Below are 25,795 nucleotides of genomic sequence, written 5' to 3' on the forward strand. Positions count from 1 at the left end.
TATAGTGGGTAAATTAAATTTCCCATAGTTTTACAAATAAAAAAAAGCCTTTTTACTCCTCTATTTTTACTTTCAAAGAAAAAATAGCGATAAAAAGACCTCGTTATTAATAAAAGCGAAGAAATAAAATTAAAACTGTCACAATTCCCAGTAAAGTCAAAGCAAAGAGATCATTCTTCCCATATGCTAATTGTCTATATTTCGTTCTCCCTTCAGCCCCCTGATAACCTCGAGCCTCCATCGCAGTCGCTAACTCTTCAGCTCGATTAAATGCACTTATAAAAAGAGGAACTAAGATAGGAATGATAGCTTTCATCCGATCCATAATAGAACCTTCATCAAATTCCACTCCTCGAGCCCTTTGGGCATTCATAATCGTTTGAGCTTCGTCTAGAAGAGTGGGGACATAGCGCAAAGCTATTGAGAGCATTAAGGCTACTTCATGAGAAGGGAAACCTAATTTTGTCAACGGCCTCATTAAATGCTCAATTCCATCCGTTAATTCTAAAGGTGCAGTCGTTAAAGTTAAGATCGTCGACATCATAATAATTAAGAATAATCGTAAAAAAATATATAACCCATTCATTAACCCCAATGAAGTAATCATCATAGGGCCCAATTGAAAATAAACGGTTCCACCTTGCGTAAATAACACTTGAAAAATAACCGTAAAAAAGATAATCCAAAACATTGGTTTTAATCCATTTAAAAAGAATCCAATGGGAATATCACTAAGAAAAACAGCCAATAAAATTAGCCCAAGTAAGACTCCATATGCCAAAAGATTATCTGCTAAAAAAACAATCAGAATAAAATAAAAAGTTGCCATTAATTTTGTTCTGGGATCTAGCTGATGAATCACAGATTCCAGTTGTATATATCTACCCATTAAAATTTTATCAGACATTTTTGATCTTCTCCTTATACTTTAGGTAATTTAGATAGTTTGAAGATGCTGGCTGATAATTGGTTCACTGTCAACGGAATTTCTTCGATATATTGATAAAGGTCATAGGGTAAAGCTGAATTTAATTGCTCTAAAAATTCTAATGTTGTAGGTAAACCGAGCTGTTTCTCTTTTAACCAAGTAGGATCAGCAAAAATTTCTATCGGTTTTCCCTGCTTCACAATTTGTCCTTTCTCCATGACAACAACCTGATCAGCATACTGAGCTACATCATCCATTTGATGCGTTACTAAAACTAAAGTTAATCCTTTCTTTCTTTGCAACTCCATAAACATTTCTAGCATTTGAAATTGACCTTTAGGATCTAGTCCCGCTGTGGGTTCGTCCAGTACCAACACTTCAGGTTCTAAAGCTAGAACCCCCGCAATTGCTACTCTACGCATCTGGCCTCCACTTAAATCAAACGGCGAGCGTTCAAATAACTCCTCGTCAATCCCAACTAAGGCAAGTTTTTCTTTAGCTATTCGTTCAGCTTCCTCTTCTTCAATACCAAAATTCATAGGACCAAACATAACGTCTTTAATAATAGTTTCTTCAAATAGTTGAGATTCAGGAAATTGAAATACCACGCCTATTTTCTTTCTTAAACTTTTTAACTGTTTATTATCTGAATTAGCTGAAATTTCTCTTCCATCTATCCATACCTTCCCCTTAGTCGGCTTTAATAGTACATTAAGATGCTGAATTAAGGTGGATTTCCCTGACCCTGTATGACCAATGATTGCCGTCACTTTACCTTCAGGGAGACTTAAATTAATATTTTCCAAAACTTTTACTTCAAAAGGAGTGTTCGGTTGATAAGTGAAACCTACATTTTCAAAAGTGATTGGGACAGCCATTGAATTAGCTCCTCCTCATTTAAATATTCTTCGGGAACTTCAACACCTTTTGTAGTTAAAGCTGCTTTTAGCTTGTGAGTAAAAGGAATATCTAAGCCCATATTGATTAACTCATCTCCTACAGAAAATATCTTTTCGGGACTCCCTTGATAGCGAAGTTCTCCTTCTTGAAAAACAAGAATTCGATCAGCATGATTTGCTTCATCAATATCATGCGTGATAGAAATGACCGTCAAATTGTATTTTTCTTTAATTTCTCTCACTACATTAATGATCTCTTCACGTCCTAATGGATCCAACATAGCGGTTGCTTCATCTAATATAATAACATCTGGTAACAAAGCTATTATACCGGCAATCGCCACTCTTTGCTTTTGTCCGCCAGATAAACGGGCAGGTTCTTTCTTCATAAAATGATGCATTCTAACTTGCTCTAATGCTGACTGAATTCTTTGCTTCATTTCGTTACGTTCGATTCCATTATTTTCTAAGCCAAAAGCAACATCATCTTCTACCGTGGCCCCTACAAATTGATTATCAGGATTTTGAAAAACCATTCCAATTGTTTTTCTGACAGCCCAAACTGTTTCATCATTAAGGTGCATGCCATTAACATGAACTTCTCCTGCAAATGGGACTAACAAACCATTCAGCATTTTGGCCATAGTTGATTTCCCCGATCCATTGGGACCAATAACAGCAATCCATTCTCCCTGATTAATAGAAAAAGAAACATTACTTAGAGCATTATGCTCTCCATTTGGATAACGAAAGGAGATCCCTTCGACTCGAATTATTTCTTTCGACATATTTTGCTCCCTTTTTAATTTTCTCTATAGCAAAGCTAAAACTACAATTACTATTATCGTCTTAACTTTAATATTGAAAAAGCTTAAAAAAAAACACTTTAAGATGATAGCAAGGATTGAGGTAAGCACCTCAATCCATCCATAGATTTCTATGGTTGCTATAGAGCTAGACTTCTAGAATTTCTGAAATCATAACACTCTCCATCATAAAAGTGAATTACGAACTCGTTTGAATTCAAAATGTTGAAACTATTACACTAATTCTAAGATTACCATCGGTGCTCCGTCGCCACGACGAGGACCTTTTTTCAGAATACGTGTATAACCCCCATTGCGTTCTGCATAACGCTCAGCATATGTATCGAATAAACGATTTAATACAGATTCAACAACAACTTCTTCGCCTTCAATACGTGCATCAGCAATTTCATTTCGAACAAAAGCTGCAGCACGGCGACGAGAAGCCAAATCACCTTTTTTACCTAAAGTAATCATTTTATCTACTGTTTTACGGACTTCTTTTGCACGAGCTTCTGTTGTTTCAATACGTTCATTGATGATGACATCTGTGGTCAAGTCTCGTAACAAAGCTTTACGTTGTGCGCTTTTACGTCCTAATTTACGGTATGACATTCGGTTTCCTCCTTTACTATTTGCTAATCTTCTTCGCGTAGACTTAATTCTAAAGCTGAGAGCTTATTCTTAACTTCATCCAATGATTTTCGACCTAAGTTCCGAACTTTCATCATTTCAGCTTCTGTTTTATTAGTTAGCTCTTGAATCGTATTGATACCTGCTCGTTTCAAGCAGTTATATGATCGAACAGAAAGATCTAACTCTTCTATTGTCATAACCAATACTTTTTCTTTTTCAGCTTCTTCTTTTTCTACCATGATTTCTGCTTGGCGAGCTTCATCACTTAAATCAACAAAAATATTTAAATGTTCTGTTAAAATTTTAGCAGCTAAACTAAGCGCCTTCTCCGGACTAATGGAACCATCTGTCCAAATATCCAAAGTTAATTTATCATAGACATTTCGTTGCCCAATTCTTGTATTTTCAACTTGATAGTTAACTTTTTTGATTGGGGTGTAGATTGAATCTATAGGTAATACGCCAATTGGCATATCCTCACGTTTATTATGCTCACTTCGAACATAACCACGTCCATTCGCCACATTCATCTGCATATTTAATTGTGCACCTTCAGCCAATGTACAAATATACAAGTCTGGGTTTAAGATCTCTACCTCATTATCATGAATAATATCAGCAGCTGTAACTGTTTTAGGACCTGCAACATTTAATTCAATTACTTTATCATCTTCACTATGTGTTTTTAAAGCTAGCTCTTTGATGTGAAGGATTAATGTCGGAACATCTTCAACAACACCATCAACAGTCGCAAACTCATGTAAAACATCTTCGATTTGAACGCTTGTGACAGCCGCTCCTGGTAGCGAAGATAATAAAATTCTACGTAATGAATTTCCAAGGGTTGTTCCATAACCACGCTCTAGTGGCTCAACGACAATTTTGCCATATTTAGCATCGTCACTGATTTCAATGGTTCTAATATCTGGTTTCTCAATCTCGATCATCGATTTATTTGCCCCTTTCAAAACGTTAGTCGCGATGATAATTCAGTCTCAAACGATTTTTTACACAATTATCATTATACCCGGCGGCGTTTTGGTGGACGACAACCGTTATGTGGAATTGGTGTAACATCACGAATTGCAGTAACATCTAGTCCTGTCGCTTGCAATGAACGGATAGCGGACTCACGACCGGATCCAGGACCTTTTACTGTTACTTCAACAGTTTTCATTCCATGTTCCATTGCACCTTTAGCTGCAACTTCTGATGCCATTTGAGCAGCAAATGGAGTAGCTTTCTTTGAACCACGGAATCCTAAAGATCCTGCAGATGACCAAGAAATTGCATTACCATTCGCATCTGTAATCATCACGATTGTGTTATTGAATGTTGAACGAATATGCGCAATTCCTTTTTCTACATTCTTTTTAACACGACGGCGTCCTCTACGTGCTTGTTGTTTTGCCATGAATTATACCTCCTTTATTTAAAAATTAATTATCTAATCGGTTTCTTAGGACCTTTACGAGTCCGAGCATTGTTTTTAGTATTTTGACCTCGAACTGGTAAATTACGACGGTGACGTAATCCACGATATGATCCAATGTCTTGTAGACGTTTGATATTCATTGATACTTCACGACGTAAATCTCCTTCAACCCGAATTCTGTCAATAATCTCACGAATACGGTCTAATTCATCATTAGTTAAATCTTTAACGCGTGTATCTTCTGAAACGTTTGCTTCAGATAAAACTTTTTGTGCTGTCGTTTTACCGATACCATAGATATAAGTTAAAGAAATAACGACACGTTTTTCACGGGGAATATCTACTCCTGCTATACGAGCCATTCATTTACCTCCTTCTAGTTAATTATCCTTGACGTTGTTTATGTTTTGGATTTGAACAGATTACCATAACTTTTCCGTTACGGCGAATCACTTTACATTTTTCACATATTGGTTTAACTGATGCTCTTACTTTCACTTATTTACCTCCTCAGTTCAAATTACTACTTAAATCGATAGGTAATGCGACCGCGTGTTAAGTCATAAGGTGATAACTCAATGGTCACTTTATCCCCAGGTAAGATACGAATATAATTCATACGAATCTTACCAGACACATGTGCTAAAATTTCATGCCCGTTCTCAAGCTCAACTTTGAACATAGCATTTGGCAAGGTTTCAATAACCGTGCCTTCCACTTCAATTACATCATCTTTTGCCATTCGTATGCCTCCTTAATTTGAAATCAACCTAACCCAAAATTTTGCGAATATTGTTATAAACTTGGTCGATTGAATCGTCTCCATTAACTCTATGCAATAATCCTAGTTCTTCATAATATTCTAAAATCGGTTGAATTGATTCCATTTGGAGATTTATGCGGTGAGCGACCTTTTCAGGCTTATCATCTTCTCTTTGGTAGAATTCATGAGCACCACATGCATCACAAGTGTCTTCAACCTTAGGTGGATTATATAGTTTATGATAGGTTGCCCCACAATTTCCACATGAAATCCGGCCACTGAGTCGAGCCTTTAAAACTTCTGGATCTACATCTATATAAATTACTGCATCGATTTTTGAACCAAGACTATCCATGTTTTCACTTAATGCTTTTGCTTGTTGAATTGTTCGTGGATAACCATCTAACATGAAGCCATTAGCTTTCACATCCTCTTGACTCAGGCGCTCCCGAACAAGTCCATTTGTAATCTCGTCAGGTACTAAATTTCCGTGGTCAGTATATCTCTTCGCCTCTAAACCAAGAGGTGTTTCTTCTTTGATCGCTTGTCTGAATATATCGCCAGTGGCAATATGAACGACCAGATAATCATTTGCGATTTGTTCACTCTGTGTCCCTTTACCAGCACCCGGTAAACCCATTAATAATATATTCATAAATTAATCATCCTTTATATTTGTCATCTTGCAATTATAAATTTAAGAAACCTTGGTAGCGACGCTTGATCATACGACCTTCAATCTGTTTAGCAGTTTCAATAGCTACCCCCACTACAATTAGAAGGCTGGTTCCAGATAAAGCAATGTTTCCTGGTACTTTCCAGATAAAACTTACAACAATTGGTAATAATGCAATAACAGTTAAATAGATAGCTCCAACTCCACTCAAACGATTAATCATTTGTGTGATAAAGTTTTCTGTATCTTTTCCAGGTCTTACACTTGGAATATAAGCGCTTTGCTTTTGTAAATTTTCTGCAACCTTCTCAGGATTAACCTGAATTAACGAGTAAAAGAAAGTAAATGCAATAAGTAAAATTGTATATAACACAGCCCCATAAGGATGTTGTATATTAAATAATTTAGATACAAATTGCATAACAGCTCCATCAGGATTTGGATTAACCAAACCAATGATTGTCTGAGGCGTTGTAAGGAAGGACGTTGCAAAAATCACTGGAATTACACCAGCCGAATTGATTTTCAACGGTAGATGAGCCATATGTCGTGCTCCTGTTGATTTCTTCGAATGGTGAATCGGAATTCTTCTCTGCGCACGCTCCATTAAAACCACAATAACTGTCATAACTAATAAGGCTAAGATAATTCCTAAACCAATCAAAACATTTCTTGTTAATTTATCTCCAGCGCCGATCAACATTGAATTCACAAAAGTATAGACTTCTTTAGGAACTTGAGCGACAATACCTGCCATAATCAGCATTGAAAGTCCATTGCCCACTCCGTTACGAGTAATCTGCTCTCCTAACCAAACTAATAACATTGTTCCAGCTGTTAATACTAATGCAATTGTCATATAAGTAGTGGTCGTAGGATTAGAAATGAGCCCTAATCCTGACATCTGATTCATCCCAAACGATAATCCAATTGATTGAATGTAGGCAATAATAATGGCCAAGTAAATCGTCCATTGATTCAACTTCCTCCGACCTACTTCACCTTGCTTTGCCCATTCAGTAAACTTGGGAATAATGTCCATCTGAAGCAATTGAACAATGATAGATGAAGTAATATAAGGAGAGACTCCCATTGCAAATAAAGAGTACCGCCCTAAGGCTCCACCACCAAAAGTATTCAATATACCTAACAAACCACTCGTCGCTAATGAATCTAACACATTTGCGTTCACCCCAGGTACTGGGATATGAGAACCTAACCTAAAAACTGCCAATACAAACAATGTAAAAAGAATTCGTCTTCTTACATCGCGTGAGCTAAAAGCATTTTTTATAAATGAAAACATTAGATCACCTCGATTGATCCGCCTGCTGCAATAATTGCTTCTTCTGCAGATTTAGAGAATTTATTTGCTTGAACAGTCAATTGTTTCTCTAGTTTGCCCTCACCTAAAATTTTAATTCCTGATAATTCTTTCTTAATAATTCCAGCTTCAATTAATAATGCTGGTGTTACAACTGTTCCCTCTTCAAATTTATTCAAAGTCTCGAGGTTTACAATTGCATACTCTTTGCGGTTTACATTTTGGAATCCACGTTTTGGCAAACGACGGAAAAGTGGTTGTTGTCCACCCTCAAATCCTAATCTTACACCGCCACCTGAGCGCTGACCTTGTCCACCTTGTCCACGTCCAGCTAATTTACCATTACCAGAACCTTGTCCACGTCCAACACGATTGCGTTCCTTACGTGCGCCTGCCGCAGGAGTTAATGTATGTAATTTCATTTTGGCACCTCCTTATACTAGTATACTAAAATTAAACCTCTTTTACTTCAACTAAATGACTAATGGATTGGACCATTCCACGAACAGCTTCGTTATCAGAGTGAACAACTGTCTTATGAGTCTTAGTTAAACCTAATGCTTTAGCTGTTGCAATTTGATTCTTTTTGCGGCCAATTAGGCTGCGTTTTAAAGTGATCTCTAAGTTTGCCATGGATCGTCCTCCTAACTTAATAATTCTTCAACAGATTTTCCACGCAATTCTGCCACTTCTTCAGCAATTTTCAACTGCTTCAAAGCTTCCATTGTCGCACGAATCATATTGATTGGTGTATTTGAGCCTAATGATTTTGAAGTTACATCCGCGATACCTGCTAATTCAACAACTGCACGTACTGGTCCACCCGCTGCAACTCCCGAACCGGCTTGAGCTGGTTTTAATAGTACACGCCCACCACAGAATTCACCGATTACTTCATGAGGGATCGTAGTGCCTGCCATTGGAACCGCTAATAAGTTTTTCTTAGCATCTTCAATCGCTTTACGAATTGCTTCTGGAACTTCTTGTGCTTTACCTGTACCAAAGCCAACATGTCCGTTCTTGTCTCCAACAACCACAAGTGCAGAGAAACGTAAGCGACGTCCACCTTTTACAACTTTTGTAACACGGTTAATAGCAACAACGCGTTCCTCGATTTCGCCTAAATTATCTGGATTAATAAATACCATCGATCGGTTTCCTCCTTTTCTTAAAATTCTAGTCCGTTTTCACGTGCACCTTCAGCTAGTGCCTTAACACGTCCATGATAGATAAATCCACCACGGTCGAATACTACTTGCTTAATTCCTTTTTCGCTAGCACGTTCAGCAATTAATTTCCCAACTGCAGTTGCTTGCTCGGTTTTATTTCCTTGAGCAATTGACTCATCTGTACTAGAGGCACTTGCAAGCGTCACACCCGCTACGTCATCAATTAATTGAGCGTAGATGTTAGTGTTTGAACGAAACACATTTAAGCGTGGGCACTCAGCAGTACCAGAAAGTTTATTACGAATACGATTATGACGTTTTTTACGAGATTTATTTTTATCTGGTTTTGTAATCACAATGGTCACCTCTTTTTTGTTTATTTTTGAGTAGGTAAGTTAGAATAATTCTATTTACCTGTTTTACCTTCTTTACGGATAACATATTCATCAACATAACGAATACCTTTTCCTTTATACGGCTCTGGTGGACGAACACCACGAATATTGGCAGCAAGTTCTCCAACTTTTTCTTTGTTGAAACCTTCTACAATAATTTGAGTATTAGAAGGAACTTCGAAAGATACGCCTTCAGATGCTTCAAATTCAACAGGGTGTGATAAACCAACATTCAGAACAAGTTTATTTCCTTGTTTTTGAGCACGATACCCTACCCCAATTAATTGAAGTTCTTTTTTAAATCCTTCAGAAACACCTACTACCATGTTGTTTACGATAGAACGTGTTGTTCCGTGTAAAGAACGGTTTTCTTTAGAATCATTAGGACGAACGAATGTGATTTCATTTTCTTCTATTTTCAATTCAATATTTGGACTTATTTGACGACTTAATTCACCTTTAGGTCCTTTGACAGTCACTGTATGACCATCTTTTGATACGGTTACGCCAGCTGGAATTGTTACAGGTAATTTCCCAATACGACTCACAGGGCTGCACCTCCTTATTTTTTTTATACTCTTATTTAATCTTACCAAACATAAGCTAGAACTTCGCCACCAACACCTTTTTGACGAGCTTCTTTGTCAGTGACAACACCATTAGATGTTGAAATGATTGCGATACCTAATCCGTTAAGGACTTTAGGGATATCTTCTGTTTTAGCATAAATTCGTAAGCCTGGTTTAGAAATACGTTTGATGCCAGAAATTACTTTTTCATTATTACGACCATATTTTAAGAAGATTTTGATTTCATTTTGCTTGTTATCCTCAGTAACCTCATAGTTCTTGATAAAACCTTCACGTTTTAAGATTTCAGCAATTGCCACTTTAGTATTTGAAGATGGAGCTGCTACAGTTTTATGTCCGACACTATTTGCATTACGAATGCGAGTTAAAAAATCTGCAATTGGATCTGTCATTGCCATGTGGATTTACCTCCTTTAATTATTAGTTCAATATCTTACCAGCTTGCTTTTTTAACGCCTGGAATTTGGCCTTTATAAGCAAGTTCACGGAAGCAAATACGGCAAAGCTTGAATTTACGGTACACAGAATGTGGACGGCCGCAACGTTCGCATCGTGTATATTCTTGAACTTTGAACTTTGGTTTACGATGGTTCTTTTCTCTCATTGATGTTTTAGCCAATGATAATGCCTCCTTTATTATTTCTTAAATGGCATGCCCAATTCTTTTAATAAGGCATGAGATTCTTCGTCAGTTTTTGCAGTCGTTACAAATACGATATCCATTCCTCGTACTTTGTCTACGTTGTCATAACTAATTTCTGGGAAGATTAGTTGTTCTTTAATACCTAATGTGTAGTTCCCGCGCCCATCAAATGAACGGCTACTAATACCTTGGAAGTCACGTACACGTGGTAATGAGACAGAGATTAGTTTATCTAAAAATTCGTACATTCTTTCGCCACGTAAAGTTACTTTAGCCCCAATTGGCATTCCTTCACGCAAACGGAATCCAGCAATTGATTTCTTCGCTTTAGTAATCACTGGCTTCTGTCCAGATAGTAAAGTCAATTCATCAACTGCTTTATCCAAATTTTTAGCATTACCTGTTGCGTCTCCAACACCCATGTTAATAACAATTTTTTCAACTTTCGGAACTTGCATAATTGATGAATAGCTAAATTGTTCAACTAACTTTGGTGCTACATCATTAAGATATTTTTCTTTCAAACGATTTGCCATGAATATGTCCTCCCTTCCAATTAATTAATAGTATTATTTGTTTTTTTAGCGAAACGAACTTTTTTACCATCTTCAAAACGATACCCTACACGTGTAGCATCTCCTGTTGCCGGATCTACTAATTTGACATTTGATACGTGAATAGGTGCTGGGAATTCTTCAATCCCCCCAGTTTGTGTTTGTGTAGGCTTGCGATGTTTCTTTGCAATGTTAATTCCTTCTACAACTACTTTATTCTCTTTAGGCATTGTGCTAAGAACTGTGCCTTGCTTGCCCTTATCTTTACCTGCAATAATTTGTACTTTATCGCCTGATTTTATACGCATGAACTGTTTCCTCCTTTTTCTAGTATTACAGAACTTCTGGAGCTAATGAAACAATCTTCATAAAGTTGTTATCACGCAACTCGCGTGCAACTGGTCCAAAGATCCGTGTCCCACGTGGGCTCTTATCGTCACGAATAATTACACAAGCATTTTCATCAAACTTGATATATGAACCATCTTTACGGCGTGCTCCTGATTTCGAACGAACAATAACAGCTTTTACTACATCGCCTTTTTTGACAACTCCACCTGGCGTTGCATGCTTGACTGTTGCAACTATAACATCCCCAATGTTTGCTGTTTTGCGACCTGAACCACCCAGAACTTTAATAGTTAAAACTTCACGTGCTCCGGAGTTGTCAGCAACTTTTAATCGACTTTCCTGTTGAATCATTTAGTAATCCTCCTTCCGATTTCTACAATTATTAGATAATCACTGCTTCTTCAACAATTTCTAATAAACGGAAGCGTTTCGTAGCTGATAATGGACGAGTTTCCATGATACGTACGATGTCGCCTTCTTTTGCTTGATTTAACTCATCATGAGCTTTATATTTTTTTGAATATTTTACACGTTTACCATACTTAGGATGTGTTTTACGAGTATCAACTTGAACAGTGATCGTTTTATCCATTTTATCTGAGACCACACGTCCTTGGTATACTTTACGTTGATTACGTTCAGTCATTAATTAGTGCCTCCTTTGTCGTTATTACTTAGACAACTCTTGCTCACGCAAGACTGTTTTGATGCGAGCAATTGATTTACGTACATGACGTAAACGGGCAGTGTTTTCTAATTGTCCTGTTGCTAATTGGAATCGAAGGTTAAATAGTTCTTGCTTGAATTCTTTTTCTTTCTCAACCATTTCAGCAGTGGATAATTCTCTTATTTCATTAATTTTCATTCGATTCACCACCATATTCTTCACGTTTTACAAATTTAGTCTTAATAGGTAATTTATGTGATGCTAAACGAAAAGCTTCACGTGCTACTTCTTCGCTTACCCCATCAATTTCAAACATAATTTTTCCACGTTTTGTCGGTGCAACCCATCCTTCAGGTGCCCCTTTACCTTTACCCATACGAACTCCAATTGCCTTGCTCGTGTAGGATTTATGAGGGAAAAGTTTAATCCATACTTTCCCTCCACGCTTCATATAACGAGTCATCGCAATACGAGCTGCTTCTATTTGTCTGTTTGTTATCCAACCAGTTTCAACCGCACGTAGACCGTATGATCCAAAGTCTACTGTTTTACCACCTTTAGCTTCTCCACGCATTTTACCACGGAATTCACGACGGTGTTTTACACGTTTAGGTACTAACACGATTAGTTCCCTCCTCTCTGAGAATTTTCGTTAACGTTTTTTGTAGGAAGAATTTCGCCACGACAAACCCATACTTTGACTCCTAGCTTACCGTACTGTGTATCGGCTTCTTCCCAGGCATAGTCAATGTCAGAACGTAGTGTATGAAGCGGAACAGTTCCTTCAGTATAATGCTCAGTACGTGCCATATCTGCACCATTCAAACGACCAGAAACCATTGTTTTAACACCTTTAGCTCCTGCTTTCATTACACGTTGAATTGCTTGTTTTTGTGCACGTCGGAATGCAACACGATTTTCTAATTGTTGCGCAATATCCTCAGCGACTAATTTTGCATCTAATGCTGGCTCTTTGATTTCAACAATGTTGATGTGAACTTGTTTACCGGTAAGTTTATTTAAATGTGCTCTTAAAGTATCAACTTCAGAACCCCCCTTACCAATTACCATTCCTGGTTTAGCAGTATGGATAGATACTACTACACGATTAGCTGCACGTTCAATTTGAATCGTTGAAACAGAGGCATCTGACAATTTATTATATAGATATTCACGAATTTTAATGTCTTCGTGTAAATAGTCAGCGTATTGTTTGTCGGCATACCATTTAGCATCCCAGTCGCGAATTACGCCAACACGCATTCCAATTGGATGTACTTTTTGACCCATTAATTAAGCCTCCTCTTTTTCTGATACCACAATCGTAATGTGGCTTGTACGTTTTAAGATTGGTGAAGCCGAACCTTTTGCACGAGGACGGAAACGTTTCATCGTCGGTCCTTCATTCACATAGGCTTCACTTACAAATAAAGTTTCTAAGTCTAAGTCAAAATTATGTTCAGCATTTGCAATTGCTGATTTTAAGACTTTTTCAATGATTGGCGATCCAGCTTTTGGAGTAAATTTCAAAATTGCCATTGCTTCTCCAACTTGCTTACCTCGAATAAGATCCATTACTAAACGTGCTTTACGAGGAGCAATACGAACTGTTTTAGCCATTGCTTTTGCAGATGTTATTTGTTCTGCCATCTTATTAACCTCCTCTTATTAGCGTTTCTTAGTTTTCTTGTCTTCATCAACGTGTCCCTTATAAGTACGAGTTGGTACAAATTCTCCTAATTTATGACCAACCATATCTTCTTGAATAAATACTGGAACATGTTTACGACCATCATATACAGCAATTGTTAACCCAATAAAGTTAGGGAAAATTGTTGAACGACGAGACCAAGTTTTAATCACTTGTTTTTTCTGAGCATCTTGTTGCGCTTCTACCTTTTTCATTAAATGTTCATCTATAAAAGGTCCTTTTTTCAAACTACGAGTCACACTGTAGCCTCCCTTCGATTTTTATTGGCGATTATTTCTTACGGCCACGAACAATAAGTTTGCTAGATTTTTTCTTAGCATTCCGTGTTTTAACACCGATTGCTTTCTTGCCCCAAGGTGTCATTGGTGATGGACGACCAATTGGAGCACGACCCTCACCACCACCATGCGGGTGATCATTAGGGTTCATAACAGACCCACGAACAGTTGGACGTTTTGATAACCAGCGTGAACGTCCAGCTTTACCAATGTTGATCAGCTCATGTTGCTCATTCCCAACTGTACCAATTGTTGCACGGCAAGTTGATAAGATCATACGAACTTCTCCAGAATTCAATCTTACTAAAGTATATTTTCCTTCTTGACCCAATACTTGAGCACTTGTCCCAGCAGCTCTTACTAATTGTCCACCTTTACCAGGTTTCAATTCGATATTATGAACGACTGTACCTACTGGAATATTTGCTAAAGTTAAAGCATTCCCAATTTGAATATCAGCATTATCGCCTGATTCAATTTTTTGACCTACTTTAAGACCTTTAGGTGCTAGAATATAAGTTTTAACGCCATCTTCATAATGGATTAAAGCGATATTCGCAGAACGATTTGGATCATATTCAATAGTTGAAACTGTTCCAACCATATTATCTTTATTACGCTTAAAGTCTATCACGCGATAAGCACGCTTATTTCCGCCACCTTTGTGACGCACTGTGATTTTACCTTGGCGGCTACGTCCAGCACGTTGCTTTTGTGATATCAGCAATTTTTTCTCAGGAGTTTTTGTTGTGATTTCTGAGAAGTCATAACCCGTCATATTACGACGACCGTTAGTGACTGCTTTATAATGTTTAATTGCCACTCTGTTACCCTCCTATATAAGTATTTTTATACTATTCAGCTTCTTCGCCAAATAAATCAATGCGGTTTGAATCTTCAGTTAAGGTAACAACCGCTTTTTTATATTTACGTGTGAATCCTTGGTAACGACCCATACGCTTTGCTTTACCATCGACATTGATTGTGTTTACTTTTGAAACTTTAACCCCTTCAAACATAGCTTCAACCGCTTGTTTAATATGAGTTTTATTAGCACGACGATCAACTTCGAATGTGTACTTATTATCATCAATGTTTAGCATAGATTGCTCCGTAATGACCGGTCGCAAGATTACTTCTGATAATTGCATTATGCTAAAGCCTCCTCTACTGTTGAAAGTGCTGCTTGTGTGATTAATATACGATCTGCATTGATAACATCCAATATATTGACGTTTTCATCGTCAATTACTTTAACATTTGGAATGTTCCGAGCTGATAAAAAGGCTGCCTCATTATCATTTTCGAGAACAAGCAAAGTTTTTGTTTCTGCATTTAGATTAGCCAATACTTGTTTGAATTCCTTTGTTTTTGGAGATTCAAATGCTAAGCTTTCTACTACAGTAAATTTATCCTCTGCTACTTTCTGTGATAACACAGATAATAATGCTAAGCGACGTACTTTTCTTGGTAATTTATAACTATATGAACGAGGTGTTGGACCAAACACAACTCCACCGCCAACCCATTGTGGTGAGCGTGTTGAACCTTGACGAGCGCGTCCAGTTCCTTTTTGTCTCCAAGGTTTACGTCCGCCTCCACGTACTGCTGAGCGGTTCTTTACAGCGTGTGTTCCTTGACGTAATGAAGCACGTTGCATCATTACCGCTTCAAAAACAACCGCTTCATTGGGTTCGATCCCAAAGACTGCTTCGTTTAATTCAACTTCTCCTGCTTGTGTTCCGTCTTGTTTGAATAATGTTACTTTTGGCATTAACTCGTTCCTCCCTTCTGGAAAAATTATTTAACTGTTTTAATAGCTTGTTTGATTTCTAGCAATGATTTTTTTGAACCAGGCACATTCCCTTTGATTAAAATCACATTGTTTTCTGGGTCAATTGATACAATTTCTAAATTCTGAATAGTGATACGCTCGCCACCTGTTTGTCCAGGCAACTTCTTACCTTTAAACACTTTAGAAGCATCAGATGCCATCCCCATTGAACCAGGACGACGGTGGTAACGAGAACCATGTGCCATTGGCCCACGAGCTTGGCCATGACGCTTGATAGCACCTTGGAACCCTTTCCCTTTTGATGTACCCGTTACATCAACAATGTCACCAACTGCGAATGTTTCAACCGTGATTTCTTGCCCTACTTCGTATTCTCCTAGCTCTACATCACGAAACTCGCGAATGAAGCGCTTAGGAGTAGCATTTGCTTTTGCTACATGACCTTTGTGCGGTTTATTTGACAACACTTCACGTTTGTCTTGATATCCCAATTGTACAGCTTCATACCCATCATTCTCAGCTGTCTTCACTTGAAGCACAACGTTAGCTGGAGCTTGAACAACTGTTACTGGAATTAACTCACCATTTTCAGTGAAAAATTGTGTCATACCGACTTTTGTTCCTAAGATTCCTTTGGTCATGAGTACACCTCCATTTATTTTATATTTTATAATTTAATTTCTACATCTACACCACTTGGTAGGTCTAACTTCATCAAAGCATCCACTGTCTTTGCAGTAGGATCAATGATATCAATTAAACGCTTGTGTGTTCGCATTTCAAATTGCTCACGTGAATCTTTATATTTGTGTGTTGCACGAATGACTGTGTATACCGAACGATCTGTCGGCAATGGGATTGGACCTGATGTCTTTGCCCCTGTCCTTTGTGCTGATTCAACGATCTTCGCTGCCGAAACATCTAAAGCGCGATGCTCATATGCTTTTAAGCGAATGCGAATTTTTTGATTTGCCATTATAATTCCTCCTTCGTCAAGATAAATGTTTGACTCGCTCCACAAGAATTTCTAACCGCTGGCCTTGGCAACTCAACCTAGCGTGTCACAACCTCTCGCTTCACCGCATACTCCTTGTATAACAAGGCTCTGTATCTGCGTAGATATCTTTCTACAATTGACACAACGATCATTATACGTCAGAACACTATTAAAAGCAAGCTGTTTTTGGTTTTTTATGCAAAAAAAGTCATTAGAATTTAACCTAATGACTTTACAAAACTTATTCATTTATCTCCGGATAAAATATCGCTTCCCAATTAGGAATATCACTATAATAATAAGATCCTGGTCCGTAGTCACTTCCTTCGGTCCCAGTTCCCTGGCTCATTATATAGATTGCTAAAAAGATAATTATGATAAAAAAGAAAATGCAAATCCGATTTATAGTCTTAACAATATCGGCTTTATCATCCATCTCTCTACCCTCCTATCATCATTAAATCTGGAACAGCGAAAAACTTTCCACTTAAGAGCAACCAGCAAATTAAAAGACTTAAAAACACCGAAAATAATTGTCCCACAACATAGAGAGACACTGGTTTTCCTCCCTCCATTCCTTCTTTCATCATTTTAAAATCCGTTTCTAAGCCGATCGCCAAAAATGTTAAGCAAAAAAACCAACCTTTCCATGTGCCGAGGCTTGCGATCATCTGGTTAGTTGATTCTATTCCAAATAGTGGTAATATAATGAAGGAAAAAATTAACGACATCGCCAAAAAACCTAAAATAAATTTAGGAAGACGATCCCAAATATCACGAGAATGAACTTCCACATGCCCTTCTCCTTCTTCAATCTTCTCCAACTGTTCTCTTCTCGCAAAAAAGATTGCTAGAAGAAACACAACAAAACCAATTAATAAATTTTGAATCATTTTTATTAAAGAAGCTACTTGGGATGCAAGCGGACCTAAGGCTTCTCCCGCTAGAACAACGGCACCGGTAGAATCAACTGTGTTCCCAATCCATGCACCTCCAACCAATTCAGTAAGCCCCAGCCACCTAGCAATGAGCGGCATCGCTACCATCATAACAATTGTGAACATGATACTCATTGAAACCGCAAAGGATAAGTCTTGTTTTTTAGCCTTAACAGCTGCTGCCGAAGCAATTGCTGCTGATACGCCACAGACCGCAGTAGCTGTTGCAATAACCATTACGGATCTTCCATCACGCATTTGTAAAAACTTAGTCCCAAAATACCACATAAAAGTCATTGTTAAAGGAACCACAATCAATACGATCATAATGCCGTAAATTCCAAACTTAGTAATATTACTAAAAAGAACTTCCGCCCCCATTAAAACTAGTCCTATTTTTATATAAAATTCTGACCTAAGGGCCGGCTCTAACCACTTAGGAACTCCTATCACATTTCTAACTATCAGACCTATCAGTAGCGCCCAAAAAGCATACTCTAAATATTCTTTCATTGTCTGCTGCGCTGATAAAATATACACAATTGTCGCAAGCAAATAGATTCCTAGAAAAGATTTAATTGAAACTGCCCACTTTTGACCTTTTTTGGCCTTTTCTGCTCCCGCATAAATCATAGTCAGTATGACGGCCGTCAGCAGATATTGCCAAGTAAACGTTCGCACGAACAACTGATTAATAAGCTCAGACATCGTTCCCCATTTACTGAATTTGACAGCTGAAAAAATTGGCCAATCAAATAAATTATTAAAAATCGTAAAAAGTACGATAACACCGGCAATAAAGATGGCTAAAAAATCATCTGTTAGCCAACTTCTTTTTTGGTTCTGAATTTCCATCTTTTGTTCTCCTATCTATTGTGAATGCACATATAAAAAGAGCCCAGATGGCTCTTTTAATTTTTATATCGTTCAATTGCTAAAGTATATGCATCTAACATTGCTTGAGAAGCATTGTCCCAAGAAAATGCTTCTGCATATTCTCTCCCATTGAGCCTAATTTTTTCAACTAATTGACTATCCTCTAATAAATCAATCGCTTGATGAAGCGTACTCATTGATTCTTCTTGATAAATCAAACCACTTTCCCCATGGTCAATTTGTTCAGCAGTAGGAGGGGAATACGCTGCAATGACTGGAGTACCAGATGCCATACTTTCAGTAATAACTAGACCCAACGTCTCACTCGTAGAAGGAAAAACAAAAGCGTCAGCACTAGCATACGCCATAGATAATTCTTTTCCATGAAGAAATCCAGTAAAAAATGTAGGCGTATTTTTAAAAACTTCTTCAAGTTCTGCTCTGGCAGGACCATCTCCCACTATAGCCAAACAAATATCCTTCCTCTGGTCAAACAGCGGCCGTAAACGCTGAATGCCTTTTTCTGGAGCCAACCTTCCCACGTAGATCAATAGTTTCTTATTGTGATTCCCTTGACATAAATGATGACGCATTTCTTCCGAATGAAAACGAGGATGCCGATTAATCGTATCGACTCCTTTGGGTAAAATTTGTAAATTTGAAATGTCTTTTGCTTCAAGCAAATCATACATGGCTTGACTCGTTACCAAATTGACTAAGGCTTTGTTATGCATTTTACGTATATATCGCCACAAAATGGGTTTGATAAAGCCAACACGATAACGGTCTGCATAATCTGGAAGATTCGTATGAAAACTACACAACAAAGGAATCTTCAACTTATTGGCATAATACACAGCGCTCGCCGTTAAAGAGGCAGGGTTTACAGCATGAACAATATCCGGCTGAAATTCTTCCAACCAAACTTTTACTTTACTATCTGGTATTGCCCACGGTCGCTGTTTGTAAAGAAAAAATTTTATCGTATTAGCTCCGCGGACCTTAGCGCCTTCAAAATATTCCGGTAAACCTTCTATATCAGGAGCGATAACTAAAACCTGATGCCCTTGCCGACACATGAATTCAATGGCCTTTGTAATTCTCGTTACAATCCCATCCGTTGAAGGTAAAAAGGTTTCAGTAACTATTGCTATCCGCATCTTTTCCTACTTCCAAGATGGTGAATTCATGACGTTATCTTTTTTAAGACGATCTTTATTCTCTAATGCCAGACGGAAAACATCCGCAATGACTTCATCTGTTAATAAATGTTCCTGTAATCCTAGATCTTTCAGCGCGGTATATACTGCATTGAAATAATGCTCTTCTTTTTCAGAACGAGGATTTTCAAAATGCTCCACTTTCGCTTCTAGATCAAATTGTTCTTGTGCAACCTTTTGAACACGATCTGCCAAATCTTGGACTGAGAAAGATTCTGTGATTTGGTTATAAATTAAGAACTCTCCTCTTTCTGCTGGATTTAGGGCAGCTAATTCTATACAACGAACAGTGTCCTCAATATTGATAAAACCGCGTGTCTGTCCACCCTTACCATAAACTGAAATCGGTAGGTTATTCGCTGCTTGAACAATAAAGCGATTAAGCACCGTTCCATAAATACCATCATAGTCAAAACGATTATATAAGATAGGATCCATTGAAGTCTCAGCAGTGTTAACATTATATACGACCCCTTGATTCAGATCCGTAGCTCGGATGCCCCACGAACGTACCACAAATTCAATGTTGTGAGAGTCATGAACCTTAGATAAGTGATAAAAAGAACCTGGACGTTTAGGCATCATAACGGTATCTTTGCGATTTTTATGCTCAATCTCAATCCAACCTTCTTCAATATCAATATTCGGAGTTCCATATTCACCCATTGTTCCCAACTTAATCAAATGGCAATCAGGTGTAAATTCCTTAATAGCATATAAGACATTGATATTTCCTAGCACATTGTTTGACTGAGTGTATACTGCATGTTCTCTATCAATCATGGAATATGGCGCTGAACGTTGCTCTGCAAAGTGAACGAAAGCTTCAGGTTGAAATTCTTTAAAAACTTTTGAAAGGAAATCATAATCATTTAAATCCCCTTCATATATAGTTATTTCATTCCCAGTCAATTCTTTCCACTTAGAAACTCGCTCAGATAATGAAGCAATTGGAGTTAATGAGTTTGAATTCAATTCCTCATCTATTTCACGACGAACTAAATTATCCACAATCGCTACTTCATGTCCTTGTTTTGATAAGTATAACGATGTTGGCCATCCACAAAATCCATCTCCACCTGCAACGATAATTCTCATCTTCCGTTCCCCCATTTACTTTATCTTTTTATTTCCTATGTAAATGTAGATATGCAAAAAAATCGCAACCACATCATAATAAGTTTACTAAAAAGCTAGAAAATTGTCTAACTTCAGCCCTCATCACAATGTGATTGCAACATTCTTTATTATTCTTTTTTATCTTTTCCTGCTTTCAAAGCAGCGACTGTAATATAATTATATGGTTGGTTAAAATGTGGTAAGAAGAAGATATCTAACAGGGATAATTTATCAATTGTCACTTCCTCTTGAATTGCTAAAGAGAACATATGCACCAGCAAAGAAACATCATAATCAGAAGCTATTTGGGCTCCCACAATGCGACGACTCTCTTTAGCATAAGTAATACGCAACTTGACTTTATGATTTTCTGGCATAAAACCTGGAAATTGTGTGTCTTCATGATCAACATATTCTACCTCAATCCCCGATTTTTCCGCTGCTTTTAAAGTTAAACCAGTCGAAACAAGTTTCAGGTCATAAATATTAATACCATTCGACCCTTGGATACCTGCTCCTTCTAATTCAGTTCCAGCAATATTATGAGCAGCAACAATCCCAGATCTCACCGCATTTGAAGCTAAAGCAATATAAGTAGTATCTTGAATAGCATTTGAATAGTTTGTCGCACAATCACCAATCGCATAAACATCAGCGTCAGAGGTTTTGAAGTGACGATCTACTAAGTAAGCACCATTTTCAAATAATTCTAAATGGTCCTTTCCTAAATCATTATTTGCTCGGAATCCAATACAATTGATAACAACATCCGCTTCATAGGTACCTTTAGATGTCTTCAAACCTGTTACTTTGCCATTCTCGCCAATATATTCCACAGCCAATTCGCCAAAATGAGTTTCAATTCCATGTTCTTCTAAATTACGATCCATTAATTGTGCAAATTCAGGATCATAATAGTTAGCTAAAGAATTATTCTCAGCATCAAAAATATGGACTTTTTTTCCACGTCGTTGAGCAGCTTCAGCAATTTCAACTCCAATATAGCCCGCACCAATGACACACACAGTTTTTGCCGATTCATCTGCAAGAGCTTTGTCTACTGCTTGTCCCTCTTGAAATAACTTTAGGAAGTGAAGACCTTCTAAATCATTTCCAGGGAGTTCTGGGGCAATCGGTAAAGAACCGGTTGCTAAAATTAGTTTATCATAAGATTCTTCAATTGTTTGTCCATCCTTTGTTTGGGCGTGAACCATTTTATTATCAAAGTCAATACTCTTCACTTCAGTTTCGATTGAAATACGAGCACCTTTTTGAGAGAATTCCTTATCATTTGTATAAAATAAACCTTGATAATCATCAATTTGTCTTCCTACCCACAAGGCTGTTCCGCAACCTAGATATGATAAGTTTGAATTACGTTCTAACATAACTACTTCATGCTCAGGGTATTGTTCTAAAATTGTATTTGCAGCAGCTATTCCTGCATGATTCGTTCCAATAATTACTATTTTCATATTTTCCTCCATTAAATCCATTCGTTCTATATGTTCAAAAACTCACTAACATTGAACTGATTTTACCATGAATAAAATTTAAAAACAAATTTTTCCTGTATTAATAATTATAATAAATAGCGTCATATCAGCTAAACAGTCCCGAAAAACTGTATTATTTTTTTACAGCATATTCCCTTGTAAAGTTTGTGCTATTTGTAAATATTATAACATATAATATGTTATTGACTTCAAATAATACGCATTATATAATGGTTAAAATGCCACATAAATTACTAGGAGGATATTAAATGAAACGTGTATACGCTTTTAATGAAGGTAATGCTAGCATGAAAGATTTGCTTGGAGGAAAAGGGGCAAATTTAGCTGAAATGACTCGCCTCGATTTCCCTGTACCACAAGGGTTTACAATTTCAACGAAGGCTTGTTTAGAATATCTTGAAAATGATAAACAACTCTTAGAAGAATTAAAAAATGAAATTAATCAAGCAGTATCAGCGATGGAGGAGACTACAAATAAAAAATTTAATGATCCAAATGATCTTCTGCTAGTTTCTGTCCGTTCAGGAGCAAAATTTTCAATGCCGGGCATGATGGATACCATCCTAAACTTAGGTCTTAATGATGAAAATGTAGAAAAACTCGCTAAACTCACTAACGACGAAAGATTCGCTTACGATTGTTATCGTCGTTTGTTACAAATGTTTGGTAATGTTGTGTACGAAATCAAAATGGATAAATTCGAAAAAATTCTAAATGATACTAAAAACAAGAATCACATCCACTATGATTCCGAGCTAAGCGCAGATTTACTGAAACAAATTGTTCTTGACTACCAAAAGGTCTATGAAGAAGAACTTGGTCATCCATTCCCACAAGATGTTTATGAACAAATTTATGCAGCTGTCGAAGCTGTCTTTAGTTCATGGAACAACCAAAGAGCAATTGTCTATCGTAAGTTAAATAATATTCCTGATGATTTAGGTACCGCTGTCAATATCCAAGAAATGGTCTTTGGTAATAAAGGCGATGATTGTGGGACAGGAGTTCTTTTTACTCGTAACCCAGCAAACGGTGAAAACAAACTATACGGTGAGTATTTAACGAACGCACAAGGTGAAGATGTTGTAGCAGGAATTCGCACACCGGTCTCAATAACTCGCCTCCAAGAACAATTTCCTGAAATTTATGAGCAAATCCTAGATTTAACGGACCGCCTTGAAAAACATTACGGTGATATCCAAGACGTTGAATTTACTATTGAACAAAGCAAACTTTATATCTTACAGACCCGCAATGGTAAACGCACTGCTCAAGCAGCTGTAAAAGTAGCCGTTGACTTAGTTCATGAAGGTATTCTCTCTCCCAAAGAAGCATTGATGACAATTAATCCAGAGTCTTTGCATACTCTACTCCATCCTGCTTTCGATCCAAAAGCCGTCGATAATTCACCTGTCATTTCAAAACTAGGTCTTCCTGCTAGTCCTGGTGCAGCAACAGGTCAAATCGTTTTTGATGCAGACACTGCAAAATCATGGGCAGATGAAGGAAAAGAAGTAATACTTGTGCGTCATGAAACTTCTCCAGAAGATATTGTGGGAATGAACTCAGCAACCGCCATCGTCACAAGTCAAGGTGGAATGACTTCCCACGCGGCAGTTGTTGCGAGAGGCATGGGAAAATGTTGCGTTGCAGGATGTAGCGAATTAGAAATTAATGAAGAGAAAAAACAACTACAATATCCAGGCGGCACCTTAAAAGAAGGAGACATCATTTCCGTAGATGGAACTAGCGGCTGCCTATATTTAGGTGAAATCCCAACAATCGCTGGTGGAGCAAACGAAAACTTCGATCAAATAATGGATTGGGCACGTGAATATGCTACTCTTGCAATTCGAATGAATGCTGAAACAGCTAACGATATTGAAAACGGCCTTCGCTTCGGTGCTGTAGGAATTGGTTTAGTCCGAACTGAACATATGTTCTTCCAAGAAGACCGTTTAATTGCCATTCGACGCTTTTTATTAGCGAAAGATAAAGAATTAAGAGCAAATATTCTAGAAAAGATAAAAGAATATCAGACAGAAGACTTCACACATATCTTTGAATTAATGCAAGATAAGCCAGTAGTCGTTCGCTTACTTGATGCGCCTTTACACGAATTCCTACCACATGCTGAAAATGAAATTGCAAATGTAGCTAAAGTATTAGAAATAGATGCGGAAAGCTTAGTAGACCGTATTCATGCGATGCAAGAAATCAATCCAATGATGGGACACCGTGGTTGCCGAATGGGAATGACTTATCCAGAGCTTTACTTAACACAAGCAGAGGCAATCTTGCGCAGCGCAATCAAGTTTGCTAAACAAGGAATTTCAGTAAAGCCTGAAATCATGATCCCTCTTGTAAGTAACCAATCTGAACTTAAATTCCTTAAAGAAGAAATTAAAGCTCAATTGGATCAAGTACTTGAAGAAGAAAAAATTACTGTTGATTATTCAATCGGTGTGATGATTGAAACACCAAGAGCATGTCTAATTGCCGATCAATTAGCAAATGATGCTGCTTTCTTCTCCTTTGGAACAAATGATTTAACACAATTAACATTTGGATATTCTAGAGATGATGCTGGTAAATTCCTAAATCAATATCTTGAAACGGGTGTACTAAAAGATGATCCGTTCCAAACAATCGATACAGACGCTGTCGCTGAACTAGTAGAAACTGCAACAAATAAAGGTAGAGAAATAGATAATCAATTAAAAATTGGGGTTTGCGGAGAGCTTGGAGGAGATCCTCGTTCTATTCAACACTTCCACAAATTTGGTTTATCATATGTTTCATGCTCACCATATCGCGTTCCCGTTGCTCAACTAGCAGCTGCTCAAGCAACCATTTCAAATTTATAATCTGTCAAAATTAAGGAGGGGCACAATGAAATTCACACCCCGACAGGAAGAAATCGTTGACATTGTCAAAAATAATGAACCTATTAGTGGAGATGAAATTGCTAAAAAACTTGGTTTAACCAAATCGACCTTACGCAGTGATTTCGCAGTTCTTACTATGACGGGCATCTTAGATGCCCGTCAAAAGGTTGGATATATATATTCCGGCTTAGCAGAACAGTCATTATTGGCCGAATCTCTTTCTCAATATTTGATAAAAGATCACATGATTCAAGCTATAACAGCTAATCCAGACATGACTGTAAATGATGCTATTACACAGTTATTTATGTACGATGCCGGCTCTTTATATGTTGTTGACCCAGAAAACAATCAATTAGCTGGTGTCGTTTCAAGAAAAGACTTATTACGCTCAATTATTGGTCAAACTCACAATACTACTCTTGCCATTATTATGACAAGAATGCCCAATATTATTGTAGCTCAACCTAACCAATCTATACTGGACGCTGCCAAACTAATTGCTCAACATCAAATTGATTCGCTACCGATCGTGACTCCTAACTATGAGATCCTCGGTAAACTTTCTAAATCGAATATCGTGAATCTACTAGTAGAAATATGTCAATCGGAGGTCTAAT

The 25,795-nt window shown here is 37.5% G+C and carries 39 protein-coding genes; 2 read left to right on the forward strand and 37 right to left on the reverse strand.

The genetic code is table 11. The annotated features are described in order from the left end of the window. Window positions 1-106: 106 nt before the first annotated feature. The 37 genes from HZY91_RS05925 to nox all read right to left on the reverse strand — a co-directional run bounded on the left by HZY91_RS05925 (window position 107) and on the right by nox (window position 22,245). Complete coding sequence (locus HZY91_RS05925; RefSeq protein ID WP_197115356.1) at window positions 107-907, reverse strand: energy-coupling factor transporter transmembrane component T family protein; 801 nt, start codon at window positions 905-907, stop codon at window positions 107-109. A 14-nt stretch (window positions 908-921) separates the two neighbouring features. Then, window positions 922-1,806, reverse strand: coding sequence for an energy-coupling factor ABC transporter ATP-binding protein (locus tag HZY91_RS05930; protein ID WP_197115357.1), 885 nt, complete (start codon window positions 1,804-1,806; stop codon window positions 922-924). Continuing rightward, entirely contained in the window at window positions 1,776-2,615 is an 840-nt protein-coding gene (locus tag HZY91_RS05935; RefSeq protein WP_197115358.1) for an energy-coupling factor ABC transporter ATP-binding protein, read from the reverse strand. The genes HZY91_RS05930 and HZY91_RS05935 overlap by 31 nt, the downstream gene beginning before the upstream one ends. A gap of 252 nt (window positions 2,616-2,867) precedes the next feature. Next, window positions 2,868-3,248 (reverse strand): 50S ribosomal protein L17, encoded by a 381-nt coding sequence (gene rplQ / locus HZY91_RS05940; protein ID WP_197115359.1) that lies wholly within the window; start codon window positions 3,246-3,248, stop codon window positions 2,868-2,870. Between the two features lie 23 nt (window positions 3,249-3,271). After that, window positions 3,272-4,216 (reverse strand): DNA-directed RNA polymerase subunit alpha, encoded by a 945-nt coding sequence (locus HZY91_RS05945; protein ID WP_197115360.1) that lies wholly within the window; start codon window positions 4,214-4,216, stop codon window positions 3,272-3,274. A 74-nt stretch (window positions 4,217-4,290) separates the two neighbouring features. Next, window positions 4,291-4,683, reverse strand: coding sequence for a 30S ribosomal protein S11 (gene rpsK / locus HZY91_RS05950; RefSeq protein WP_197115361.1), 393 nt, complete (start codon window positions 4,681-4,683; stop codon window positions 4,291-4,293). 29 nt (window positions 4,684-4,712) lie between these two features. Further along, on the reverse strand, window positions 4,713-5,066 hold the full coding sequence (gene rpsM / locus HZY91_RS05955) for a 30S ribosomal protein S13 (protein ID WP_197115362.1): 354 nt from the start codon (window positions 5,064-5,066) through the stop codon (window positions 4,713-4,715). Between the two features lie 22 nt (window positions 5,067-5,088). Further along, a complete protein-coding gene (rpmJ, locus tag HZY91_RS05960) occupies window positions 5,089-5,202 on the reverse strand; it encodes a 50S ribosomal protein L36 (RefSeq protein WP_197115363.1) in 114 nt (37 codons plus the stop codon). Window positions 5,203-5,227: 25 nt separating this feature from the next. Then, window positions 5,228-5,446 carry a translation initiation factor IF-1 gene (gene infA / locus HZY91_RS05965; RefSeq protein ID WP_023391463.1) on the reverse strand — a complete coding sequence of 73 codons (219 nt, stop codon included), beginning with the start codon at window positions 5,444-5,446 and terminating at the stop codon, window positions 5,228-5,230. Between the two features lie 28 nt (window positions 5,447-5,474). Next, window positions 5,475-6,122 carry an adenylate kinase gene (locus HZY91_RS05970; protein WP_197115364.1) on the reverse strand — a complete coding sequence of 216 codons (648 nt, stop codon included), beginning with the start codon at window positions 6,120-6,122 and terminating at the stop codon, window positions 5,475-5,477. 34 nt (window positions 6,123-6,156) lie between these two features. Continuing rightward, a complete protein-coding gene (gene secY / locus HZY91_RS05975; protein ID WP_197115365.1) occupies window positions 6,157-7,449 on the reverse strand; it encodes a preprotein translocase subunit SecY in 1,293 nt (430 codons plus the stop codon). Continuing rightward, on the reverse strand, window positions 7,449-7,889 hold the full coding sequence (gene rplO, locus HZY91_RS05980) for a 50S ribosomal protein L15 (protein ID WP_197115366.1): 441 nt from the start codon (window positions 7,887-7,889) through the stop codon (window positions 7,449-7,451). The genes secY and rplO overlap by 1 nt, the downstream gene beginning before the upstream one ends. Before the next feature lie 31 nt (window positions 7,890-7,920). Next, window positions 7,921-8,100 carry a 50S ribosomal protein L30 gene (gene rpmD / locus HZY91_RS05985; RefSeq protein ID WP_197115367.1) on the reverse strand — a complete coding sequence of 60 codons (180 nt, stop codon included), beginning with the start codon at window positions 8,098-8,100 and terminating at the stop codon, window positions 7,921-7,923. Between the two features lie 11 nt (window positions 8,101-8,111). After that, on the reverse strand, window positions 8,112-8,615 hold the full coding sequence (rpsE, locus tag HZY91_RS05990) for a 30S ribosomal protein S5 (RefSeq protein ID WP_197115368.1): 504 nt from the start codon (window positions 8,613-8,615) through the stop codon (window positions 8,112-8,114). 20 nt (window positions 8,616-8,635) lie between these two features. Next, window positions 8,636-9,001, reverse strand: a complete 366-nt coding sequence (rplR, locus tag HZY91_RS05995; protein WP_328752194.1) for a 50S ribosomal protein L18 — start codon at window positions 8,999-9,001, stop codon at window positions 8,636-8,638. 41 nt (window positions 9,002-9,042) lie between these two features. Next, complete coding sequence (gene rplF / locus HZY91_RS06000; protein WP_197115370.1) at window positions 9,043-9,579, reverse strand: 50S ribosomal protein L6; 537 nt, start codon at window positions 9,577-9,579, stop codon at window positions 9,043-9,045. 41 nt (window positions 9,580-9,620) lie between these two features. Then, entirely contained in the window at window positions 9,621-10,019 is a 399-nt protein-coding gene (gene rpsH, locus HZY91_RS06005) for a 30S ribosomal protein S8 (RefSeq protein ID WP_197115371.1), read from the reverse strand. A 35-nt stretch (window positions 10,020-10,054) separates the two neighbouring features. Continuing rightward, window positions 10,055-10,240, reverse strand: a complete 186-nt coding sequence (locus tag HZY91_RS06010; protein WP_197115372.1) for a type Z 30S ribosomal protein S14 — start codon at window positions 10,238-10,240, stop codon at window positions 10,055-10,057. A gap of 17 nt (window positions 10,241-10,257) precedes the next feature. After that, on the reverse strand, window positions 10,258-10,800 hold the full coding sequence (gene rplE, locus HZY91_RS06015) for a 50S ribosomal protein L5 (protein ID WP_197115373.1): 543 nt from the start codon (window positions 10,798-10,800) through the stop codon (window positions 10,258-10,260). Between the two features lie 20 nt (window positions 10,801-10,820). Then, complete coding sequence (gene rplX, locus HZY91_RS06020) at window positions 10,821-11,126, reverse strand: 50S ribosomal protein L24 (RefSeq protein ID WP_197115374.1); 306 nt, start codon at window positions 11,124-11,126, stop codon at window positions 10,821-10,823. A 25-nt stretch (window positions 11,127-11,151) separates the two neighbouring features. Further along, window positions 11,152-11,520 carry a 50S ribosomal protein L14 gene (rplN, locus tag HZY91_RS06025; protein ID WP_197115375.1) on the reverse strand — a complete coding sequence of 123 codons (369 nt, stop codon included), beginning with the start codon at window positions 11,518-11,520 and terminating at the stop codon, window positions 11,152-11,154. A gap of 31 nt (window positions 11,521-11,551) precedes the next feature. Next, a complete protein-coding gene (gene rpsQ, locus HZY91_RS06030) occupies window positions 11,552-11,815 on the reverse strand; it encodes a 30S ribosomal protein S17 (RefSeq protein WP_090289510.1) in 264 nt (87 codons plus the stop codon). Between the two features lie 24 nt (window positions 11,816-11,839). Beyond that, on the reverse strand, window positions 11,840-12,034 hold the full coding sequence (rpmC, locus tag HZY91_RS06035; protein ID WP_197115522.1) for a 50S ribosomal protein L29: 195 nt from the start codon (window positions 12,032-12,034) through the stop codon (window positions 11,840-11,842). Next, on the reverse strand, window positions 12,024-12,458 hold the full coding sequence (gene rplP, locus HZY91_RS06040; RefSeq protein ID WP_197115376.1) for a 50S ribosomal protein L16: 435 nt from the start codon (window positions 12,456-12,458) through the stop codon (window positions 12,024-12,026). Before rplP ends, rpmC begins: the two co-directional genes overlap by 11 nt. A 2-nt stretch (window positions 12,459-12,460) precedes the next feature. Beyond that, window positions 12,461-13,126 carry a 30S ribosomal protein S3 gene (gene rpsC / locus HZY91_RS06045; RefSeq protein WP_197115377.1) on the reverse strand — a complete coding sequence of 222 codons (666 nt, stop codon included), beginning with the start codon at window positions 13,124-13,126 and terminating at the stop codon, window positions 12,461-12,463. Window positions 13,127-13,129: 3 nt separating this feature from the next. Further along, entirely contained in the window at window positions 13,130-13,486 is a 357-nt protein-coding gene (rplV, locus tag HZY91_RS06050; RefSeq protein ID WP_197115378.1) for a 50S ribosomal protein L22, read from the reverse strand. Window positions 13,487-13,504: 18 nt separating this feature from the next. Continuing rightward, complete coding sequence (gene rpsS / locus HZY91_RS06055) at window positions 13,505-13,786, reverse strand: 30S ribosomal protein S19 (RefSeq protein ID WP_197115379.1); 282 nt, start codon at window positions 13,784-13,786, stop codon at window positions 13,505-13,507. Window positions 13,787-13,817: 31 nt separating this feature from the next. Next, the gene (gene rplB / locus HZY91_RS06060; RefSeq protein ID WP_197115380.1) at window positions 13,818-14,648 is read right to left on the reverse strand and encodes a 50S ribosomal protein L2; all 831 of its coding nucleotides are present in this window, start codon (window positions 14,646-14,648) and stop codon (window positions 13,818-13,820) included. A gap of 31 nt (window positions 14,649-14,679) precedes the next feature. After that, entirely contained in the window at window positions 14,680-14,976 is a 297-nt protein-coding gene (locus tag HZY91_RS06065) for a 50S ribosomal protein L23 (RefSeq protein ID WP_197115381.1), read from the reverse strand. After that, window positions 14,976-15,599 (reverse strand): 50S ribosomal protein L4, encoded by a 624-nt coding sequence (rplD, locus tag HZY91_RS06070; RefSeq protein ID WP_197115382.1) that lies wholly within the window; start codon window positions 15,597-15,599, stop codon window positions 14,976-14,978. The genes HZY91_RS06065 and rplD overlap by 1 nt, the downstream gene beginning before the upstream one ends. A 26-nt stretch (window positions 15,600-15,625) precedes the next feature. Continuing rightward, a complete protein-coding gene (rplC, locus tag HZY91_RS06075) occupies window positions 15,626-16,261 on the reverse strand; it encodes a 50S ribosomal protein L3 (RefSeq protein WP_197115383.1) in 636 nt (211 codons plus the stop codon). A 26-nt stretch (window positions 16,262-16,287) separates the two neighbouring features. Further along, complete coding sequence (rpsJ, locus tag HZY91_RS06080) at window positions 16,288-16,596, reverse strand: 30S ribosomal protein S10 (RefSeq protein WP_197115384.1); 309 nt, start codon at window positions 16,594-16,596, stop codon at window positions 16,288-16,290. A 262-nt stretch (window positions 16,597-16,858) separates the two neighbouring features. After that, window positions 16,859-17,053: a hypothetical protein gene (locus HZY91_RS06085; RefSeq protein WP_197115385.1), complete on the reverse strand. Its 195-nt coding sequence runs from the start codon at window positions 17,051-17,053 to the stop codon at window positions 16,859-16,861. A 4-nt stretch (window positions 17,054-17,057) separates the two neighbouring features. After that, window positions 17,058-18,410 carry a YeiH family protein gene (locus tag HZY91_RS06090; protein ID WP_197115386.1) on the reverse strand — a complete coding sequence of 451 codons (1,353 nt, stop codon included), beginning with the start codon at window positions 18,408-18,410 and terminating at the stop codon, window positions 17,058-17,060. 56 nt (window positions 18,411-18,466) lie between these two features. Continuing rightward, window positions 18,467-19,591, reverse strand: coding sequence for a glycosyltransferase family 4 protein (locus HZY91_RS06095; RefSeq protein ID WP_197115387.1), 1,125 nt, complete (start codon window positions 19,589-19,591; stop codon window positions 18,467-18,469). 6 nt (window positions 19,592-19,597) lie between these two features. Then, the gene (locus tag HZY91_RS06100) at window positions 19,598-20,749 is read right to left on the reverse strand and encodes an NAD-dependent epimerase/dehydratase family protein (RefSeq protein WP_197115388.1); all 1,152 of its coding nucleotides are present in this window, start codon (window positions 20,747-20,749) and stop codon (window positions 19,598-19,600) included. Between the two features lie 149 nt (window positions 20,750-20,898). After that, entirely contained in the window at window positions 20,899-22,245 is a 1,347-nt protein-coding gene (gene nox / locus HZY91_RS06105; protein ID WP_197115389.1) for a H2O-forming NADH oxidase, read from the reverse strand. Between the two features lie 290 nt (window positions 22,246-22,535). On the opposite strand from nox, the gene ppdK reads away from it, so the two are divergent. Together ppdK and HZY91_RS06115 are read left to right on the forward strand one after the other, a co-directional pair. Then, entirely contained in the window at window positions 22,536-25,154 is a 2,619-nt protein-coding gene (gene ppdK, locus HZY91_RS06110) for a pyruvate, phosphate dikinase (protein ID WP_197115390.1), read from the forward strand. Window positions 25,155-25,179: 25 nt separating this feature from the next. After that, the gene (locus HZY91_RS06115; RefSeq protein WP_197115391.1) at window positions 25,180-25,794 is read left to right on the forward strand and encodes a helix-turn-helix transcriptional regulator; all 615 of its coding nucleotides are present in this window, start codon (window positions 25,180-25,182) and stop codon (window positions 25,792-25,794) included. The last annotated feature ends 1 nt before the right edge of the window (window position 25,795 follow it).

The organism is Facklamia lactis (assembly GCF_015863205.1).
Lineage (GTDB): Bacteria > Bacillota > Bacilli > Lactobacillales > Aerococcaceae > Facklamia > Facklamia lactis.

Bases quoted from the DNA above. Each gene is read 5' to 3' on its own strand.
- HZY91_RS05930 (WP_197115357.1), bottom strand. From the start codon at position 1,806: ATGGCTGTCCCAATCACTTTTGAAAATGTAGGTTTCACTTATCAACCG.
- rplQ (WP_197115359.1), bottom strand. From the start codon at position 3,248: ATGTCATACCGTAAATTAGGACGTAAAAGCGCACAACGTAAAGCTTTG.
- HZY91_RS06085 (WP_197115385.1), bottom strand. From the start codon at position 17,053: ATGGATGATAAAGCCGATATTGTTAAGACTATAAATCGGATTTGCATT.
- HZY91_RS05935 (WP_197115358.1), bottom strand. From the start codon at position 2,615: ATGTCGAAAGAAATAATTCGAGTCGAAGGGATCTCCTTTCGTTATCCA.
- HZY91_RS06090 (WP_197115386.1), bottom strand. From the start codon at position 18,410: ATGGAAATTCAGAACCAAAAAAGAAGTTGGCTAACAGATGATTTTTTA.
- secY (WP_197115365.1), bottom strand. From the start codon at position 7,449: ATGTTTTCATTTATAAAAAATGCTTTTAGCTCACGCGATGTAAGAAGA.
- HZY91_RS05970 (WP_197115364.1), bottom strand. From the start codon at position 6,122: ATGAATATATTATTAATGGGTTTACCGGGTGCTGGTAAAGGGACACAG.
- ppdK (WP_197115390.1), top strand. From the start codon at position 22,536: ATGAAACGTGTATACGCTTTTAATGAAGGTAATGCTAGCATGAAAGAT.
- rpsH (WP_197115371.1), bottom strand. From the start codon at position 10,019: ATGGCAATGACAGATCCAATTGCAGATTTTTTAACTCGCATTCGTAAT.
- rplX (WP_197115374.1), bottom strand. From the start codon at position 11,126: ATGCGTATAAAATCAGGCGATAAAGTACAAATTATTGCAGGTAAAGAT.
- HZY91_RS05945 (WP_197115360.1), bottom strand. From the start codon at position 4,216: ATGATCGAGATTGAGAAACCAGATATTAGAACCATTGAAATCAGTGAC.
- nox (WP_197115389.1), bottom strand. From the start codon at position 22,245: ATGAAAATAGTAATTATTGGAACGAATCATGCAGGAATAGCTGCTGCA.
- rplN (WP_197115375.1), bottom strand. From the start codon at position 11,520: ATGATTCAACAGGAAAGTCGATTAAAAGTTGCTGACAACTCCGGAGCA.
- rplE (WP_197115373.1), bottom strand. From the start codon at position 10,800: ATGGCAAATCGTTTGAAAGAAAAATATCTTAATGATGTAGCACCAAAG.
- rpmD (WP_197115367.1), bottom strand. From the start codon at position 8,100: ATGGCAAACTTAGAGATCACTTTAAAACGCAGCCTAATTGGCCGCAAA.
- HZY91_RS05925 (WP_197115356.1), bottom strand. From the start codon at position 907: ATGTCTGATAAAATTTTAATGGGTAGATATATACAACTGGAATCTGTG.
- HZY91_RS06100 (WP_197115388.1), bottom strand. From the start codon at position 20,749: ATGAGAATTATCGTTGCAGGTGGAGATGGATTTTGTGGATGGCCAACA.
- rpmC (WP_197115522.1), bottom strand. From the start codon at position 12,034: ATGAAAATTAATGAAATAAGAGAATTATCCACTGCTGAAATGGTTGAG.
- rplD (WP_197115382.1), bottom strand. From the start codon at position 15,599: ATGCCAAAAGTAACATTATTCAAACAAGACGGAACACAAGCAGGAGAA.
- infA (WP_023391463.1), bottom strand. From the start codon at position 5,446: ATGGCAAAAGATGATGTAATTGAAGTGGAAGGCACGGTTATTGAAACC.
- rplV (WP_197115378.1), bottom strand. From the start codon at position 13,486: ATGGCAGAACAAATAACATCTGCAAAAGCAATGGCTAAAACAGTTCGT.
- rplC (WP_197115383.1), bottom strand. From the start codon at position 16,261: ATGACCAAAGGAATCTTAGGAACAAAAGTCGGTATGACACAATTTTTC.
- rpsE (WP_197115368.1), bottom strand. From the start codon at position 8,615: ATGGTATTTATTAATCCAGATAATTTAGGCGAAATCGAGGAACGCGTT.
- rpsQ (WP_090289510.1), bottom strand. From the start codon at position 11,815: ATGACTGAACGTAATCAACGTAAAGTATACCAAGGACGTGTGGTCTCA.
- HZY91_RS06065 (WP_197115381.1), bottom strand. From the start codon at position 14,976: ATGCAATTATCAGAAGTAATCTTGCGACCGGTCATTACGGAGCAATCT.
- HZY91_RS06115 (WP_197115391.1), top strand. From the start codon at position 25,180: ATGAAATTCACACCCCGACAGGAAGAAATCGTTGACATTGTCAAAAAT.
- HZY91_RS06095 (WP_197115387.1), bottom strand. From the start codon at position 19,591: ATGCGGATAGCAATAGTTACTGAAACCTTTTTACCTTCAACGGATGGG.
- rpsJ (WP_197115384.1), bottom strand. From the start codon at position 16,596: ATGGCAAATCAAAAAATTCGCATTCGCTTAAAAGCATATGAGCATCGC.
- rplO (WP_197115366.1), bottom strand. From the start codon at position 7,889: ATGAAATTACATACATTAACTCCTGCGGCAGGCGCACGTAAGGAACGC.
- rpsK (WP_197115361.1), bottom strand. From the start codon at position 4,683: ATGGCAAAACAACAAGCACGTAGAGGACGCCGTCGTGTTAAAAAGAAT.
- rpsM (WP_197115362.1), bottom strand. From the start codon at position 5,066: ATGGCTCGTATAGCAGGAGTAGATATTCCCCGTGAAAAACGTGTCGTT.
- rpsC (WP_197115377.1), bottom strand. From the start codon at position 13,126: ATGGGTCAAAAAGTACATCCAATTGGAATGCGTGTTGGCGTAATTCGC.